We start from the raw sequence: 18,306 nt of genomic DNA, 5'->3' as shown, positions 1-18,306 counted from the left end.
GGGCGGCGATTCCTTCGTTGGGGACGAGCGAGATGATTCCGGGCGGTTGGTCGTATTTCAAAGACATGAACGTCCTGCTGCTGCAGGGACCGGTGGGGCCGTTCTTCCGGCGCTTGTCGAGGCGCTTGAAGGCTGCGGGCGCGCACGCCGTATACAAGGTCAACTTCAACGCTGGCGACTGGCTTTTCTTTCCGATGCGATCGATCAACTACACCGGATCTGGGGCCGACTGGCCCGTCTTCCTCGACACGCTCCTCGAGCAGGAGAAGATCGACACGGTACTCCTGTTCGGCGATTGTCGCGGCTATCACGCAACGGCAGCGGAATTGGCCCGATCGCGCTCGATCGAAGTGTGGGTGTTCGAGGAAGGCTATGTGCGACCGGACTTCGTCACCATGGAGCGGGACGGCACAAACGGGCATTCGCAGGTTCCGCGCAATGCCGGCTTCTACCAGTCGCTCGCTGAGCGACCGGACGTGCCGGAGCAACAGGTGGGCAACGTGTTCGCGTGGCTTGCGTTGTGGGGGGCTTTGTATTTTCTCGCGGGGTCGCTCGGCGCCGCGCTCTTTCCGCATTACCGCCACCACCGGCGGCTTTCGCTTTTCGAAGCGCTTGTCTGGGTGCGTGCCGGCTGGCGTAAGCTCCTGTACGCGGTACTCGAGAGAAAAACGACGCGCCTGCTCACCGGTGCAATGAGCAAGCATTTTTTCCTGGTATCCCTTCAGACCGCGATCGATTCGCAGATTCGCGTCCATTCCCGTTTCGAGTCCATAGAGCCCTTCATACGCGAGGTGATCGCGTCCTTCTCGCGCCATGGGCCGCCCTCATGCGTGCTCGTGTTCAAGCATCATCCGCTGGACAGAGGGCACAACGACTACGGCCGTTTCATCCAGCGGGTGTGCGCAGAACATGGGACCACGGGCCGCGTGTTCTACATCCACGACCAGCATCTGCCGACGCTTCTCGCGCATGCGGCGGGTCTCGTCGTCGTGAACAGCACGGTCGGTCTGTCGGGTGTCCATCACGGGCTGGCCGTGAAAGCGCTCGGTGACCCCGTGTACGACATCGAAGGACTCGTATTCAAGGGCGAGCTGGATGCGTTCTGGCAAGCCGCGGGCACCTTCGCTCCCGATATGGCGCTATACCGGCGTTTTCGCCGTTGGCTGATCGATCACACGCAGCTGAACGGTAGCTTCTATGTTGGCGACGTCGAGGGTGACGCGTCTTGCGGGGCGTCGCGGCCCGGTGAATCCGCGGCGGAGGTGGTGTGGCCGCTCACGACGCACCGGCACGCTATCGTATCGACGGGCAGCGACGATCCTCCCGTGGGCCTTTCGCCGGAGGAGGAGGCCGCCTGATGACGAACGCGACGGAGTGGGCCGGCACGGCGCCGTGTCCTTTGCGCCTCGATGTGACACGCCTCGTTCATCGTTGGGTGCGGGATATTCGCCCCACGGGCGTGGACCGGGTCGGGCTTGCCTATGTGCGCCGCTATGCCGAGCAGGCTCGGGCCATTGTGGCCATTCGCGGCGTGCCCGTCACACTGACACGGGGCGCATCGTATCGCTTGTTCCGGCTGCTGCTGGGGCCGAACGAGGGCGCTGGTCTGACGGCACCGTCGTTGCGCGCGCTCCAGCGGGTATTCGAGGGATCGAGCATGCGGCCCGACCCGCTCCCATGGCAGGGCCGGGAAACGGTTCTCCACACCGCCCACTCCGGTCTGGAATACAGCCGGTATTTTCGCGCGGCGTCGTCCGCGGGAACGCGTACCGTGGTCATGGTGCACGACCTCATCCCGGTCACGCATCCGCACTATTGCCGGTCGGCCAGCGTACGAAAGCATGCGCGAAGAATAACTACGACACTGCGCTTCGCCTCCGGAATCGTCACGAATTCGCAGGCCACGCTGCGCGCATTGACCGCATTCGCCGACGAGAACGGACTGCCTATGCCGCCGGCCGCGGTGGCGAGGCTTGGCGTCGACACGGTGCCTTTGCCGGTGTCCTCGAGTCGGAACATCGCTCGTCCCCATTTCGTGATGGTAGGCACCATCGAGCCCAGAAAGAACCACTGGTTCATCCTGCACCTATGGCGCGAACTCGTCGCGCGGTGGGGCAATGCCGTGCCGCAGCTGGTTATTGTCGGGCGGCAGGGATGGAAGTGCGCGAACGAGCTCGACATGCTCAAGCAATGTCCGGAGCTGCAAGAGGCCGTGGTCTGTCTGCCGGATTGTTCCGACGCAACGATGTTCGCGCAGCTTCGTTCGGCAAGCGCCCTGCTGTTCCCTTCGTTCGTGGAAGGATACGGGTTGCCCATCGCCGAGGCGCTGTCCATGGGCGTGCCGGTGCTGGCCAGCAATCTCGCCGTGTTTCGCGAGATTGCCGGCGACGTGCCCGACTATCTCGATCCGCTGGACGGAGCGGGGTGGCTTGCGCGCATCCAAGCGTATGCCCAGTTGTACAGCAAGGACCGCGAGCGGCAGATGGAGCGCATGGCCGGGTTCCGAACGCCGACCTGGCCGGAGCACTTTGCCGCGCTCGAAACCTTTCTTGAGCGGCTCGCGTGATGGCCGCGCGCGCGTACCGGCAACTCGTGTGGCGAATGCGTCGCGCCCGACGGACGTACGTATGGAACGGGCCGGTTCAGGAGGGCTCGCACGTATCGTGCAAACGGCTGTCGTGGTTCGAAGTTCCGGCGGCAAGGTCGATTCCCGCATCGTTCCTCGAAGCGTTGAACGCCGCGCTGGATGAGAGCGGAAAACTCGCGTGCGAGGACGAATGGCGCGCGCTCATGAACCGGCTACTGGATGCGTATGCCGGTGCCGATTCGGGCCTGGAGCGATCCACACAGCGTACCGGCTCGCCGCATGACAGCGCGGCAGTCGTTATCGTGGACGAACGCCTCTCGTCGCCCGATCCGTTCGCCTGCTCCCGCAGGGACCGACGCGCGGCGTTTCGCCGACTATTGCAGGCGGCGAAGGACGCGCATCCCGGTCAGACGCCATGGATCGTTCGATCCGGTGATCGAGGAAGCGGCCCGTGGCTTTCCGACACGGCGCAGACGCTATCGAACGACGCGTGTTCGACGACGCACGACGGGAGCTTTCATGCGTTGCTCCCGGAAGTGCGGCATGTGTACACGCTCGGCGCCACCGAGGGGTTATATGCGCTACTGCGCGGCGCTACGGTTCACGTCTTCGGCAGGCCATATTACGCGGGCTGGGGCTTGACCGACGATCGGCAGCCTCAGTACGGACGCCGCTCATCGCCAACACGGGAGGCGTTCTTTCACGCCGTTTTCGTCCGACTCGCGCACTACCTGGATCCGGCCACGCATCGGGAGGGGACGCTCGATGCAGTCGTCGCCAGCATGGTGCTGCAGAACGACGTCGCGCGACGGTACGGCGATATTCGGCTGATTGCCGCGTGTGGATTCCAGTGGTGGAAGCGTCCGTTCATCAAACCGTTCCTCGAGGGCGGCGCCGCGAAGAAAATTAGTTGGGTCAAGGAACCGTCCGGCGCTGTGGCGGATCACCATATCGCCACGTGGGGCGCACGCGAAGTGCGGCATTCGCGCGGTACCGCGCCGCAACTTTTCATCGAGGACGGCTTTCTTCACTCCTGCGGCCTGGGCTCGGATCTGAGCGCGCCCTACAGCCAGGTGATCGATCGCAGCGGCATTTATTTCGATCCCCGCCGCCCTGGCGATCTTGCATCGCTGCTTAACCGGACGATCTTCGACGATGCCGAACTCGCGAGGGCCAGGGCATTGCGCGAGCGTATCGTCGCGGCCGGACTGACCAAGTACAACCTGGGGCGCCGGCGTCCGACCTGGACCGCACCTGCCGGCGTGCAGGTCGTGCTGGTTGCCGGACAGGTGGCCGACGATGCGTCGGTGCGCTTGGGTTGCCCGGGGATTCGCACGTCGGCAGCGCTGCTCCACGAAGTGCGCAAGCGACGCCCCGCTGCGTGGCTCGTGTACCGACCGCATCCTGACGTGCTCGCGGGCAATCGCAGGGGACTGATCGGGGATCCTGGGCTGGACGACGTCGTCGATGTGGTCGATACGACGGCCGATATCGTGTCGCTGATCGACGCGGCCGACGAGGTCCACACGCTGACCTCGCTCGCGGGCTTCGACGCGCTCCTGCGAGGCAAGGCAGTCTTTACGTACGGCATGCCGTTCTACGCAGGCTGGGGACTCACACACGATGCGATCGGCGGCATTCCCTCGCGGGACAGGCCGCTTACCGTCGACATGCTGACCGCCGGCGTGCTGTTGCGTTATCCCCTCTACTGGGACTGGGAACTCGGCCGCTTCACCACGGCAGAGGCGATCGTCTGCCGGCTCCGTGCCCAGTCGCAACGATCCCGCTTCGCGATGCAACCCATGGCGCTGCGTGCCGTACGCAAGACGTGGCGCTGGTTACGCAACGTCGCCATTCATCTGGCGCAAGACGGAATCGCCGGTTTGCGCGGCTCGTACGCGCGGGTTCATTGAAGTCACGACGGCTATTGGCCGCAACAAAGGAGGAGTAAATGCCGATCTATCCAGTCATCCTCGCGGGCGGAAACGGAACCCGTCTATGGCCGCTGTCGCGCGGCAGCTATCCGAAGCAGTATCTGTCGCTCACCGGGGAGCAGAGCCTTCTGCAACAGACGACGATGCGCGCGGCACAGCTTCCCGAGGCGGTCTCGCCCATCGTGATTGCGAACAACGAACAACGCTTTCTCGTCACCGAGCAGTTGCGACAGGCCGGCATTGCACCGTTGGCCATCGCGCTGGAGCCGGTGGGACGCAACACCGCGCCTGCCATCGCCGTAGCGGCGCTGCTGGCGCAGGAAGACTCGCCCGATGCATTGCTGCTCGTCTTGCCGTCGGATCACGTCATTTCGGATTGCAGGGCGTTTGCCGATGCCGTCGGGCAGGCGACGCGGGCCGCCGCGGAAGGCTACCTTGTCACGTTCGGCATACAGCCTACGGAGCCGCACACGGGATACGGCTACATCGCGCGTGGTGCCGCCCTCGATGGACTGCAAGACGTGTTTGCGGTCGACCGTTTCGTGGAGAAGCCCGACGCGGAAACGGCGAACGCTTTGCTTGCCGATGGCGCCTATTTATGGAACGGCGGCATGTTCATGATGAAGGCTTCCGCCTGCGTCGAAGCGTTGCGTCGCTGGGAGCCCAAGCTCGTGGCCGAAGCGGAAATGGCCTGGTGGCATGCCAATCGCGACGGGAAATACGTGTTCCTCGACGAGATGCACTTTGCTGCGTGCCCGAACATTTCGCTCGATCACGCGGTGATGGAGCGGACCGATCGGGCCGCCGTCGTGGTGGCCGACCGGATCGGATGGAGCGATATCGGCTCATGGAGCGCGCTGGCCGATCTCGCGCCGGGGGACGCGGACGACAACGTCCTGATTGGCGACGTGATAACGGAGGGCGTGTCGCGTTGCTATATCCGCGCGGAGCACCGGATGATCGCGGCCGTCGGCGTGGACGATCTGGTGATCGTCGAAACCGCGGACGCCTTGCTCGTGGCCCGCCGTGACCGCGTGCAGGATGTCCGCAAGATCGTGGATGCGTTGAATGCTTCGGGCCGTGGTGAATCCGTCGCGCATCGACGTGTGGTTCGTCCATGGGGCTCGTTCGAAGGCATCGATCGCGGCGACCGTTTCCAGGTGAAGCGGATCGTCGTGAATCCGTCCGCCCAGTTGAGCCTCCAGATGCACCACCACCGCGCCGAGCACTGGATTGTCGTCAAGGGAACCGCCCTCGTTACCAACGGCACGCAGCAGGTCATATTGAGCGAGAACGAGTCCACGTATATCCCGGTCGGGACGACGCACCGTCTCAGCAATCCCGGAAAGATTCCACTCGAACTGATCGAGGTCCAGTCCGGGGCGTATCTGGGCGAGGACGACATCGTACGGCTCGAGGACACCTATGGCCGGGCCCCGGCAGCGTGAAGTTGCGCATCGGATTGGCTGCGAAGGCTGACGGGGAGCGCGAGCCGGCCCCTGGCCCATTGAACGAAGGCTCGGTAATCTGGAGAACGCGAATGAAAAGACTGGTCTTGGCAAGTGCGGCTCTAAGTCTGCTCTCGTCGGTGTCGTATGCCCAGAGTAGTGTGACGCTCTATGGTCTCATTGATGAGGGTTTCGACTTTACGTCGAATGTCGGCGGTCGAAGGGCCTATCAGATGGAAAGCGGTGTCCTGCAGGGCAGCCGATGGGGGCTGGCTGGAACAGAGGACCTGGGGGGAGGCATGCAGGCGATCTTCCGGCTCGAGAACGGCTTCGACCTCAATAACGGGGCATTGGGTCAGGGGGGACGGATGTTCGGCCGGCAGGCATACGTCGGGTTGAGTTCAACCACGGCCGGCACGCTGACCATGGGGCGCCAATACGACTCCGTGGTGGACTATGTCGGACCGCTGACCGCCAATGGCAGTTGGGGCGGGGAGTTCTTCTCGCATCCGTTCGACAACGACAACACGAACAATTCCTTCCGCATCAACAACTCGATCAAGTATGCGAGCCCCTCCTATGGCGGGCTGAATTTTGGCGGACTCTATGGTTTCAGCAACGATCCCGGCGGCACGAAGACGAACCGTGCATGGAGCGCAGGCGGGTCGTACAGCAACGGCCCGCTCGTTATCGGCGCGGCGTATCTGAATGTCAACAGGCAGGCCAGGACGACGTTTGGCGCGGTGACGGACGGCGATCCTTTCGCTACCGCCGGATGGCAACGCGTGGCGGCGGCGGGTGTCAACTTCGCGCTTGGACAGCTCACGTTGGGCGGAGTCTTCTCATATACGAACGTTCACAACCTCGCCGGATTCTCTTCGATGATTTTCCAGAACTACGAGGTGAGTGCAAAGTTTGCCATGACACCGGCGTTTTCGCTGGGAGCGATGTATGACTACACGCACGTGAGAGAAGGCCTGCAGACGGGAGATGTGGCAAAGGGGCACTGGCACGAGGGCGGCGTGATGGCGGACTACGCGCTGTCGAAACGTACCGACGTCTATGCGCAGGCCTTCTATCAGCGGGCGACCGGCGCGGCAGGCCCGGCATGGATTGTCGGCACCACGGGGGCCGCGTCGGGGGACCATCAGATTGCGGGGCGTGTCGGTATGCGGCACAAGTTCTAAGTACAGCGGTGGAACAGGACGGCGGCGATCATTCGCCGCCGTATTCGCTCAGCCGCAGCGATCGTCGTGCTCCATCATCAGCGCGCGCATTTGCGTCCACATGCCGAAGTAATGAACGATGAAACTGTCGGGGCCGCGCATGAACCATGGCGTGTTGAGCCGAAGCGGGCTGTCGATCAGGGCTTCGTGCAGCAGGTTGTGCTCGCGCATGGCTTCGATGAAATGGAACTGATCGCCGTTTCCCGCGTAAACACCCGACCGATCGGGTAGCGTGGCAATACGCTGCATCAGTGCGGCCAGCATCGCGAGATTGGCCTCGGTGCGCCGAAACCCCATCACCCCCGCATTGAAAGGCCACTGGCCGATGTCTTTCGCGAGCCACTGCGTGCGTTGCGCGAGCAGCGGCTCCAGCGCACGGTCTTGATCGGCAATGAGGACGTCCGCATCGACCCAGATCACCCACTCGTGATGGGCCAGATAGGCGTGCAGCAGCCAGGGCTTGAGCCAGTTGCCGGTACCCGTCAATCCCACTTCGCGCGGACTGTCGCGGTGTACGTGCAGCGTGTAGCCATGGCGTTCGCAGTAACGCTTGAAGCTGCGTTCGGCAATTCTTCCGTAGCAGGCGATATCGGGCGTGTAGAGCGTGACGAGCGCAATCGGATGACCGGGCTGGAACGTGCTGCGCTCGGGCGAGGGCTCGTTATCGCTCGGGAGCACGCTATCGAATAGCGGTTCGCCGTGCGACTGGCACCGGTTGACGTGGCCGAACAGGGTCTCCCGGAATCGCGGCACGATGCCGAGCTCGGGCGGCGAGTGCATCGCCGTGTCGAGGCTGATCGCGAACGTCGGTATCCGGCTCCAGCGCGGGTCGACATTCGGCCCGGCAGGCATAACCGCGCATAGGCTGTCGATCGTTTCATACCACGGCAAAGCGGAAACCGAGTCGAGCAGCCGGGTTTCGTCGATGAAGGGTGCGCCGCCCAGCCGACAGCATGCGGCGATCTCGCGTACCCGCGCGCGTATGGCGGGCGTATTGCGCCATATCTGCAGGTTGTGCAGCAACGCGGAATCGGAGGTCGAGACGATCAGATGATCGCGTCCGGCCATCAGGCCCGGTAGCGCAACGGGCCGGACGATCGCGGCGTTCTCGGTGAGCAGCAGGACGAGATGATTGTCGGCGGCAGCCTCGAGCGCGGCCAGCAGGGACTCGTAGCGGTGCAGTGCCTGCAGTTGCGGCCCCCGCGGACCGTCGCTCATGTCCACCCACTTGTGGCAATAGCCGTGGGTGGCCGCGTAGTGGCGATGATTGGCGAGGCTTGCGCCCGCCGGCTCGGAGAAGCAGGAGATGACGGTGACGTCGCCGGAGCCGGTTGCCGCTAGCGCCGGCCGATACTGCACGGGTGCCGGCATCGGTCAGGCGACAACCAGGAAGGTACCGAACCGTTCGGCTGCAAAACATCGGGACAACTGCATATCGATTTCCTTGTTGGGATGGAACGTGCGTGGTGGCCGGTCAGTCGCTTCTGGCGGGCTGGGTTGCGCCGCGTTGCGGATGTATTGCCCGCCTGACTGTGCGTGGATGCACATTGAAACGGCGCGCGACTTCGCCGATCGGCGTTGTTTCAAGCAATGCAATGACCTGATTGCGCTGGGCATCGGTCAGTGACGGCTTGCGACCGATCGTGCGGCCGCGCGCGCGCGCGGCAAGGATGCCGGCCCGCGTGCGTTCGCTGATCAAGTGATGCTCGAACTCCGACAGAGCCGCCATCATGTGGAACATCAACAGGCCGCCAGCCGATGTCGTATCGATCGACTCCGATAACGAAACGAATCCGATCCCGTGGCGTCCGAGCCACGCAATCAGGTCGATGAGCTTGCTGAGCGAGCGGCCAAGCCGGTCGAGTCTCCAGACGACGAGCGTATCGCCCGCGGAAAGCCGCGCGAGGGCGCGATCGAGCCCCGGACGGCTGAATCCGGTTCCCGACACCCCGCGGTCGGTGAAGAGCTTGGTGCAGCCCGCGCGAAGCAATGCGTCCTGCTGGAGGGCGAGATTCTGCTCCTCGGTGGATACCCGCGCATAACCCATTTTCATGACATACCTCCGGCAGACCGCAATCTTGTCGCGGAGGAGCTAACGCGATATAGCCGGCGCAGGTGATCCGTCGGCTTCGCATATGCATATTGCAGGAATGTTAACAAGGCAGCGGGAGGGCGCAGGTCGTTGCCGCAACCCCGCGACAGGAACTTCATTGGGTCTCCTTCGGGTGTGACGTTGCCCGGCTTCGAACAATTGTCATCAATTGCAAGGTTGATCGCATTCTACTGGACAAAAAGGTTCCTTTTTGTCACCCCCTTTCAGTGCTCGACACCCTCCTTATTCCACGGGGCTTTCCCGGCACATCAGGATTTTTTTATCAATTTGGCACAAGGGAACCCTTTTGCACACCCTCCGGAGTGCTTCTTGTCGTGTTTCGAAAACAACGAATTACCCAGTCGAAACTGGTTCGGAGAAGAAGATGAATGACATGGATTGGGCAGGGGAGGTGTTCGGGGCGATGCGCGAAGCGCGCGTGTTGCTGCGGCGCGAGCCGATTCGCCACGCGTCGGGGAGTGGCGACGTGCTGTATTGCGAATGCCTTGCAACGATGGTCGATTCGCGCGGACGTCTGTTGCGTCCGGCCCAGTTCATTCCGCCGCTCGAGCGGCTTCAACTCATCCGCGCCTTCGACCGGCATGTGCTCAGGCAGGCCGTTACGCTGCTGCGCGCGTCGCCCGATGTCCGGCTGGGGATCAACCTCTCCGGCCAAAGTGCGGCGATCGACATCGCGTGGGAAGCCGTGCTTCAACTGATCGAACGCACGCCGGAGGTTGCCAGGCGGCTCGTGGTGGAAATCACGGAAACCGCGCGGCTGGACCCCGCGCAAGGCCGACGCTTCGCACAACGGCTCCGGCAGGCCGGTTGCCGGGTGGCGATAGACGATTTTGGTGTGGGCTACGGCGTCGAGACCGCCATCGGGATCCGAACGCCCGACGTCATCAAGATCGATGCATCGTTCGTCGTCGCCGCGCGGTACGGCGAAGCTCATCTGGCGCGTCTCGCGCGACTCGTACGGCTCGCATCGGAATTGGCCGAGGAAGTCGTCGTGGAGGGCGTGGAGCAACCGGAGGACATGGCGCATGCGCAGCAATGCGGAGCGAAATGGGTGCAGGGGTGGTTCGTCACGGATGCGTTTGCCAGTGCGGGGGTGGAAGGCTGCCAGGAACACGAGAACGGGGGGGCGGCATGAGCGCATCGGCACGGATGACGGCTTTACATGGGAGGCGGGCGGGCTCGCTTGCCGAGCACGGGTTCCAGACCGATGCCGCTGCCGCTAGCCGCACGTTGGGAGTGATTCTGGCCGGCCTCGGCGCTTTCGCGCATGACGCGGCTCGCGACCGGGATATCGATCCCGAAGCGGCGCGCTCGCGTATCGAATGGTTCCGCCGATCGGTACATGCACTTATCGCCCAATACGTTTCCCGGCATTACGAGCTGGCCGTCAGCGCATATGACGTTGGCCTGTCGTCCGGACTGCATGGGCGGGAAGCAGCGACGACGCAGGTGTACCGGCGGTGCTATGACACGCACGCCGCCACCGATCCGCAGGGCGCGATAAACGCCACCTCCTTGACCGACCATCTCGTCGAAGCGGGCTGCATGCACGGATGTGGCATTCGTGCATGGATGATGGAGAAATAGCAGAAGGGAAATACCTTCGCTGTCGGAAAGCATCTTCGCAATTATGTATTCCTGATCAATGAAGATGGAAAAACAAAAAGCACTTTAACCAGGTGATCTACATGAACACAATCTATCGGACGGTGTGGAACGAGTCGCTGGGTGCATATGTCGCGGTATCCGAACTGGACTCGGCGCGCGGTAAAGGTACCAGCAGTGTCGTCGCTAGAAGCGCAGGCGACATAAATGGCATCGCGGACGGCTTCTGGGACGGCATGCCCGCACTCAGTGTGATAACCGTTGCAGCAGTCGCAATTGTTGCCGGTCTGAGTGCGCCTGATGAGGCTTACGCACAGACCGTAAATATCCCCGGTACCGGGTGTACGGAGACAACGGCGGCCGGCGCTTTAAAAGATATTGCCATTGGCTGCGGCACTACTGCTGCGTCTTCCGGCACCATTGCTATTGGCGGGAATGCTACGGCGACGGGCTTGAACTCGACCGTGGTGGGCACTAATGCAACGGCTTCTGCACAAGGTTCATCAGCGTTTGGTACAGCGGCACGAGCTACCGGCTTAAATTCCGTTGCATTCGGTCCTAACGCACGATCTAACGCAACTAGCGGCGTATCAATCGGGATCGGTGCCACAAGTGATAACAACGCTGCGGTTGCGATTGGCGCAGCCTCGTCCGCGACTCAGGACTTCTCACTCGCGATAGGCGTTGGTTCATCCGCTACCGCAGCAAATACCGCGGCAATCGGACGCTCTGCAATTGCCGATGGTGCACAGGCGATGGCGCTCGGATATTCGGCGCAAGCGGATGGTGTGAATTCCACTGCCTTAGGGATGAATTCGTTGGCCAGCGTTGATTCGAGCATGGCGCTCGGTGCAACGTCAACGGCAAGCGGAAATAGTGCGACTGCGATCGGCGTAGGGGCAACCGCTTCTGCGGCAAACAACGTAAGTATCGGCTCTTTGGCTACCGCAAGCGGCGCAGGTGCAATGGCCGTTGGCACTTCCGCAATCAGCAGCAACACAAATTCTGTCGTCGTTGGTAATGGCGCACAGTCGTCGGGAATCAATGCGACGGTCGTTGGCACGAATTCCACGGCGTCCAATACCAATGCAACGGCAGTCGGGGTATCGGCGGTTGCTTCTGGTCTGCGCGCCGTGACTATCGGATCAGGAACGAAAGCAAACGGCACCGACTCTTTCGCCGCAGGCACAAACGCGGTTGCGGGTGTTGCGGGTAGTACAACGATCGTCAACGACCTCGCGCTCGGAAGCGGTGCTTCAGCCGTCGGCGGAAATTCGGCCGCAATCGGCGGTGCGGCGATTGCCTCAGCCGCTGGCGCCATGGCGCTCGGTAACGGCGCAACTGCTGCAAATGCTAACAGCCTCGCGTTGGGCACAGGCTCTATTACTGCCGCTGCCAACCCGACTCCGAACGGTGTAATCGGCGGCAAGACGTACACGTACGCGGGCGGGGCGCCGACGAGCGTGGTCAGCGTTGGTAAGCCGGGCTCTGAACGCCAAGTCACGAACGTCGCGGCCGGCCGGGTCACTGGCACGAGCACGGACGCGATCAACGGCTCGCAACTCTTTGCGACCAATACCGCGATCGAAACGCTTTCGACTTCAACTTCGACCGGTATTTCGTCACTCAGTACGGGCCTGTCCTCTTTATCGACTTCGACCTCGACCGGCATCAGCAGCCTGTCCACGGGGCTTTCCACGACGAACAGTAGCGTCGCATCGCTGAGCACTGTTGTGGACGCGAACAAAACGCACTACTACAGCATCAACGACGGCGGCACGCAGCAGGGCAACTACAACAACGACGGCGCCACGGGCGCGAACTCGATGGCCGCGGGCGTGGCCGCATCGGCGTCGGGCGCGAAGGCGACCGCCATCGGCTACAACGCGAACGCGCTGGCTGCTTCGACGGTGGCGATCGGCGACAGCAGCACGGCCTCGTCGTCGGCCGGCGTCGGCTCGGTGGCGATGGGGTCCCAATCGCTCGCGACGGCCGGCAGCGCGGTGGCGATTGGCAATCAGCAGACGGCCAGCGGCAATGGCGCGGTAGCGATCGGCGATCCGAACCTGGCCACGGGCACCGGTGCCGTGGCGGTGGGCGCGAACAACACGGCCAACGGCACGGGTGCACTGGCGATCGGCAACGCGAACTCGGCCACGGGTACCGGCTCGCTCGCGTTGGGCAATACCTCGAATGCAGCGGGCAACGGGTCGTTGGCGCTAGGTTCGGCCGCGAGCGCCGCGAACGCCAACGACGTCGCGCTGGGCAGCGGTTCGGTGACGGCTGCGGCCAACCCGACGGCCACCGGCACGATCGGCGGCACGACCTACAGCTACGCCGGTACGACGCCGACGAGCGTGGTGAGCGTGGGCGCGCCGGGCGCGGAGCGGCAGATCACGAACGTGGCGGCAGGGCGCGTTGATGCGACGAGCACCGATGCGGTCAACGGTTCGCAGCTCTTCGCGACCAATCAGGCCGTGACTTCGCTCTCGACTTCCACGTCGACGACGGCCAGCTCGCTCTCCACCGGCGTGAGTTCGCTGTCCACTGGCGTCAGCTCGCTGTCTACCGGCCTGTCGAGTACCAACAGCTCGGTGGCGTCGCTGTCGACGGGGGTCGGGTCCATATCCAGCTCGGTCTCGACGGTCACGAGCAGCATCGCATCGTTGTCCACGTCGACGTCGACTACGGCGAGTTCGTTGTCCACCGGCGTGAGTTCGCTGTCGACGGGGCTGTCGACCACGAACAGCAGCGTGACGTCGCTGTCGACGTCGACGTCGACCACCGCAAGCTCGTTGTCGACCGGGGTGAGTTCGTTGTCCACGGGTCTGTCGAGCGTGACCAGCAACATCACGTCGTTGTCGACTGGGGTCAGCTCGTTGTCCACGGGACTGTCGAGCACGAACAGCAGCGTAACCTCACTGTCCACATCGAGTTCGACGGCGACGAGTTCGTTGTCGACGGCGATCTCGGCCAGCAAGACGCACTACTACAGCGTGAACGACAACGGCACGCAGCAGGGCAACTACAACAACGACGGCGCGACGGGCGTGAACGCGCTCGCCGCGGGCACGGGCGCGACGGCCGCGGGTGCGGCGGGCGTGGCGGTCGGCAACAACACGAACGCGGCGGGAGCCAACACCGTGGCGATCGGCTCGGGCGCGACGGCCGCGAACGCGGGGGCGGTGGCGCTGGGCAGCGGTTCGGTGACGGCTGCGGCCAACCCGACGGCCACCGGCACGATCGGCGGCACGACCTACAGCTACGCGGGCACGACGCCGGCGAGCGTGGTGAGCGTAGGTGCGCCGGGAGCGGAGCGTCAGATCACGAACGTGGCGGCGGGGCGCGTTGATGCGACGAGCACCGATGCGATCAACGGTTCGCAGCTCTTCGCGACCAACCAGGCCGTGACTTCGCTCTCGACGTCGGCCTCGACCGGCATCAGTTCGCTGTCCACCGGCCTGTCGAGCACCAACAGTTCGGTGACGTCGCTGTCCACGTCGACGTCGACCACGGCCAGCTCGCTGTCCACCGGCGTGAGTTCGCTGTCGACGTCGACGTCGACCACCGCAAGCTCGCTGTCGACCGGCGTCAGCTCGCTGTCGACGGGTCTGTCGAGCGTGACCAGTAACATCACGTCGTTGTCGACCTCGACGTCGACCACGGCCAGCTCGCTGTCCACCGGCGTGAGTTCGCTGTCGACGTCGACGTCGACCACCGCAAGCTCGTTGTCGACCGGGGTGAGTTCGCTGTCCACTGGAGTCAGCTCGCTGTCGACGGGCCTGTCGAGCACGAACAGCTCGGTGACGTCGCTGTCGACGTCGAGTTCGACGGCAACGAGTTCGCTGTCGACGGCGATCTCGGCCAGCAAGACGCACTACTACAGCGTGAACGACAACGGCACGCAGCAAGGCAACTACAACAACGACGGCGCGACGGGTGTGAACGCGCTCGCCGCGGGCACGGGCGCGACGGCCGCGGGTGCGGCGGGCGTGGCGGTCGGCAACAACACGAACGCGGCGGGGGCCAACACCGTGGCGATCGGTTCGGGCGCAACGGCCGCGAACGCTGGCGCTGTCGCGCTGGGCAGCGGTTCGGTGACGGCTGCGGCCAACCCGACGGCCACCGGCACGATCGGCGGCACGGCCTACAGCTATGCGGGCACGAGCCCGACGAGCGTGGTGAGCGTAGGTGCGCCGGGCGCGGAGCGTCAGATCACGAACGTGGCGGCAGGGCGCGTTGATGCGACGAGCACCGATGCAATCAACGGTTCGCAGCTCTTCGCCACGAATCAGGCCGTGACTTCGCTTTCGACGTCGGCCTCGACCGGCATCAGTTCGCTGTCCACCGGCCTGTCAAGCACCAACAGCTCGGTGACGTCGCTGTCCACGGGGATCGGGTCGATATCCAGCTCGGTGTCGACGGTCACGAGCAGCATTGCATCGCTGTCCACGTCGACGTCGACCACGGCCAGCTCGCTGTCCACCGGCGTGAGTTCGCTGTCGACGTCGACCTCGACTACGGCGAGTTCGTTGTCCACCGGTGTGAGTTCGCTGTCGACGTCGACGTCGACCACCGCAAGCTCGTTGTCGACCGGGGTGAGTTCGTTGTCGACCTCGACGTCGACCACCGCAAGCTCGCTGTCGACGGGCGTCAGCTCGCTGTCGACAGGTCTGTCGAGCGTGACCAGCAACATCACGTCGTTGTCGACCTCGACGTCGACCACGGCGAGTTCGCTGTCGACTGGCGTCAGCTCGCTGTCGACGGGCCTGTCGAGCACGAACAGCTCGGTGACGTCGCTGTCGACGTCGAGTTCGACGGCAACGAGTTCGCTGTCGACGGCGATCTCGGCCAGCAAGACGCACTACTACAGCGTGAACGACAACGGCACGCAGCAGGGCAACTACAACAACGACGGCGCGACGGGCGTGAACGCGCTCGCCGCGGGCACGGGCGCGACGGCAGCGGGTGCGGCGGGCGTGGCGGTCGGCAACAACACGAACGCGGCGGGGGCCGACACCGTGGCGATCGGCTCGGGAGCGACGGCCGCGAACGCCGGCGCGGTGGCGCTGGGCAGCGGTTCGGTGACGGCTGCAGCCAACCCGACGGCCACCGGCACGATCGGCGGCATCACCTACAGCTACGCAGGCACGACGCCGGCGAGCGTGGTGAGCGTGGGCGCGCCGGGCGCGGAGCGTCAGATCACGAACGTGGCGGCAGGGCGCGTTGACGCGACGAGCACCGATGCGATCAACGGTTCGCAGCTCTTCGCCACGAATCAGGCCGTGACTTCGCTGTCCACGGGGATCGGGTCGATGTCCAGCTCGGTGTCGACGGTCACGAGCAGCATCGCATCGTTGTCCACCGGCGTGAGTTCGCTGTCGACCTCGACGTCGACCACGGCGAGCTCGCTGTCCACCGGCGTCAGCTCGCTGTCGACGTCCACATCGACCACCGCAAGCTCGTTGTCGACCGGGGTGAGTTCGCTGTCGACGTCGACGTCGACCACCGCAAGCTCGCTGTCCACCGGCGTCAGCTCGCTGTCGACGTCCACGTCGACCACCGCAAGCTCGCTGTCGACGGGTCTGTCGAGCGTGACCAGCAACATCACGTCGTTGTCGACCTCGACGTCGACCACCGCAAGCTCGCTGTCGACCGGCGTCAGCTCGTTGTCCACGGGGCTGTCGAGCACGAACAGCAGCGTAACCTCACTGTCCACATCGAGTTCGACGGCAACGAGTTCGTTGTCGACGGCGATCTCGGCGAGCAAGACGCATTACTACAGCGTCAACGACGGCGGCACGCAGCAGGCGAACTACAACAACGACGGCGCCACGGGTGTCAACGCGATGGCTGCAGGGGTGGCCGCAACCGCGGCGGGTGTAAGTGCTACGGCGGTTGGTCACAACACGAATGCTGCGGGATCCAACGCACTTGCATTGGGCTCGGGTTCGACAGCTGCGGGGGCCGGTAGCATTGCGGAAGGCTTTGGCGCAACGACGCCCACTACCGGCACCGACAGCATTGCGATCGGCACCAGCGCTGCCGTGGTGGCGAATGGGCCGAGCGGAGGTGCGGGCGGCGTCGCAATCGGCGCGGGAGCGACGGCTGGTGACCCTGGCACCGCAATTGGTTCGGGAGCGTCGGCGCTCGGCACCGATGCCACTGCTATCGGCTACAACGCCACGGGTTCAGGAACGGCGAGCGCAGCGTTTGGTACGGGCTCGCTTGCCTCAGGTACGAACGCGATGGCGCTGGGTGCTGGCGCGACGGCGGCCAATGCGGGCGCTGTCGCGCTGGGCAGCGGTTCGGTCACGGCCGCGGCGAACCCGACGCCCACCGGCACGATCGGCGGCACGACTTACAGCTTCGCGGGCGCGAGTCCGACGAGCGTGGTGAGCGTGGGCGCACCGGGTGCCGAGCGGCAGATCACGAACGTGGCTGCGGGTCAGGTGGGCGCGACGAGTACCGACGCAGTCAATGGCTCGCAACTTTTCGCGACCAACCAGGCAGTAAATTCGCTGTCGACGTCGACCTCGACCGGCATCAGCTCGCTCTCGACTTCCACGTCGACGACAGCAAGTTCGTTGTCCACCGGATTGTCGAGCACCAACAGCACGGTCGCATCGCTGTCCACGGGGATTGGATCGTTGTCCAGCTCCGTTTCGTCGACCACGAGCAGTATCGCGTCGCTCTCCACGGGCGTGAGCTCACTCTCGACGTCGACCTCGACGACGGCCAGCTCGTTGTCGACCGGCGTGAGTTCACTCTCAACCGGTCTGTCGAGCACGAACAGCAGCGTGACGTCGCTCTCGACGTCGACTTCGACGACGGCCAGTTCGTTGTCGACCGGTGTGAGTTCGTTGTCCACGGGCGTGAGCTCGCTCTCAACCGGCCTGTCGAGCACGAACAGCAGCGTGACGTCGCTCTCGACGTCGACCTCGACGACGGCCAGCTCACTGTCGACCGGCGTGAGTTCGTTGTCCACGGGCGTCAGCTCGCTGTCGACCGGTGTCAGTTCGTTGTCCACGGGGCTGTCGACTGCGACGAGCAACATCGCTTCGCTGTCAACCTCGACGTCGACCACGGCGAGTTCGCTCTCCACCGGCGTGAGCTCGCTGTCGACGGGGCTGTCCAGCACGAACAGCAGCGTGACGTCGCTGTCGACCTCGACCTCGACCACGGCGAGTTCGCTGTCCACGGGCGTGAGTTCGCTGTCGACCGGGGTAAGCTCGCTCTCGACCGGCCTGTCGAGCACAAACAGCAGCGTGACGTCGCTCTCGACATCAACGTCGACCACAGCCAGTTCGCTCTCGACGGGCGTCAGCTCGCTGTCGACCGGTGTCAGTTCGTTGTCCACGGGGCTGTCGACTGCGACGAGCAACATCGCTTC

Annotated in this window: 9 protein-coding genes and 2 pseudogenes; 9 read left to right on the top strand and 2 right to left on the bottom strand. The window is 64.1% G+C overall.

Annotated elements, in window-relative coordinates; translation table 11 throughout:
* The first annotated feature begins 65 nt into the window (after positions 1–65).
* The 5 genes from AC3WLY_RS04390 (at position 66) to AC3WLY_RS04370 (ending at position 7,156) form a co-directional block, all read left to right on the top strand.
* A complete protein-coding gene (locus tag AC3WLY_RS04390; RefSeq protein WP_492308217.1) occupies positions 66–1,358 on the top strand; it encodes a capsule polysaccharide biogenesis protein in 1,293 nt (430 codons plus the stop codon).
* Positions 1,358–2,566: a glycosyltransferase family 4 protein gene (locus AC3WLY_RS04385; RefSeq protein WP_492308218.1), complete on the top strand. Its 1,209-nt coding sequence runs from the start codon at positions 1,358–1,360 to the stop codon at positions 2,564–2,566. Before AC3WLY_RS04390 ends, AC3WLY_RS04385 begins: the two co-directional genes overlap by 1 nt.
* Positions 2,566–4,500, top strand: a complete 1,935-nt coding sequence (locus AC3WLY_RS04380) for a capsular polysaccharide export protein, LipB/KpsS family (protein WP_492308233.1) — start codon at positions 2,566–2,568, stop codon at positions 4,498–4,500. Before AC3WLY_RS04385 ends, AC3WLY_RS04380 begins: the two co-directional genes overlap by 1 nt.
* 38 nt (positions 4,501–4,538) lie before the next feature.
* Complete coding sequence (locus AC3WLY_RS04375; RefSeq protein ID WP_492308219.1) at positions 4,539–5,969, top strand: mannose-1-phosphate guanylyltransferase/mannose-6-phosphate isomerase; 1,431 nt, start codon at positions 4,539–4,541, stop codon at positions 5,967–5,969.
* 92 nt (positions 5,970–6,061) lie between these two features.
* Positions 6,062–7,156 carry a porin gene (locus tag AC3WLY_RS04370; RefSeq protein WP_492308220.1) on the top strand — a complete coding sequence of 365 codons (1,095 nt, stop codon included), beginning with the start codon at positions 6,062–6,064 and terminating at the stop codon, positions 7,154–7,156.
* A gap of 48 nt (positions 7,157–7,204) precedes the next feature.
* Here AC3WLY_RS04370 and AC3WLY_RS04365 read toward each other — a convergent pair whose 3' ends face one another.
* Both AC3WLY_RS04365 and AC3WLY_RS04360 read right to left on the bottom strand, forming a co-directional pair.
* Entirely contained in the window at positions 7,205–8,566 is a 1,362-nt protein-coding gene (locus AC3WLY_RS04365) for a glycosyltransferase family protein (protein WP_492308221.1), read from the bottom strand.
* Between the two features lie 103 nt (positions 8,567–8,669).
* Positions 8,670–9,248 (bottom strand): recombinase family protein, encoded by a 579-nt coding sequence (locus tag AC3WLY_RS04360; protein WP_175959451.1) that lies wholly within the window; start codon positions 9,246–9,248, stop codon positions 8,670–8,672.
* A gap of 424 nt (positions 9,249–9,672) precedes the next feature.
* Between AC3WLY_RS04360 and AC3WLY_RS04355 the strand changes: the two genes are divergently transcribed.
* From AC3WLY_RS04355 to AC3WLY_RS04340, 4 genes and pseudogenes are all read left to right on the top strand, one after another.
* On the top strand, positions 9,673–10,443 hold the full coding sequence (locus AC3WLY_RS04355; RefSeq protein WP_492308222.1) for an EAL domain-containing protein: 771 nt from the start codon (positions 9,673–9,675) through the stop codon (positions 10,441–10,443).
* Positions 10,440–10,895: a hypothetical protein gene (locus tag AC3WLY_RS04350; protein WP_492308223.1), complete on the top strand. Its 456-nt coding sequence runs from the start codon at positions 10,440–10,442 to the stop codon at positions 10,893–10,895. Before AC3WLY_RS04355 ends, AC3WLY_RS04350 begins: the two co-directional genes overlap by 4 nt.
* A gap of 101 nt (positions 10,896–10,996) precedes the next feature.
* Positions 10,997–12,481: pseudogene (locus AC3WLY_RS04345) on the top strand (ESPR-type extended signal peptide-containing protein); the annotation flags it as partial.
* A gap of 204 nt (positions 12,482–12,685) precedes the next feature.
* Positions 12,686–18,306: pseudogene (locus tag AC3WLY_RS04340) on the top strand (beta strand repeat-containing protein); the annotation flags it as partial.

Source organism: Burkholderia sp. FW306-1C-G01B (genome assembly GCF_058781685.1).
This window is presented reverse-complemented; position numbering and strand designations above follow the sequence as displayed.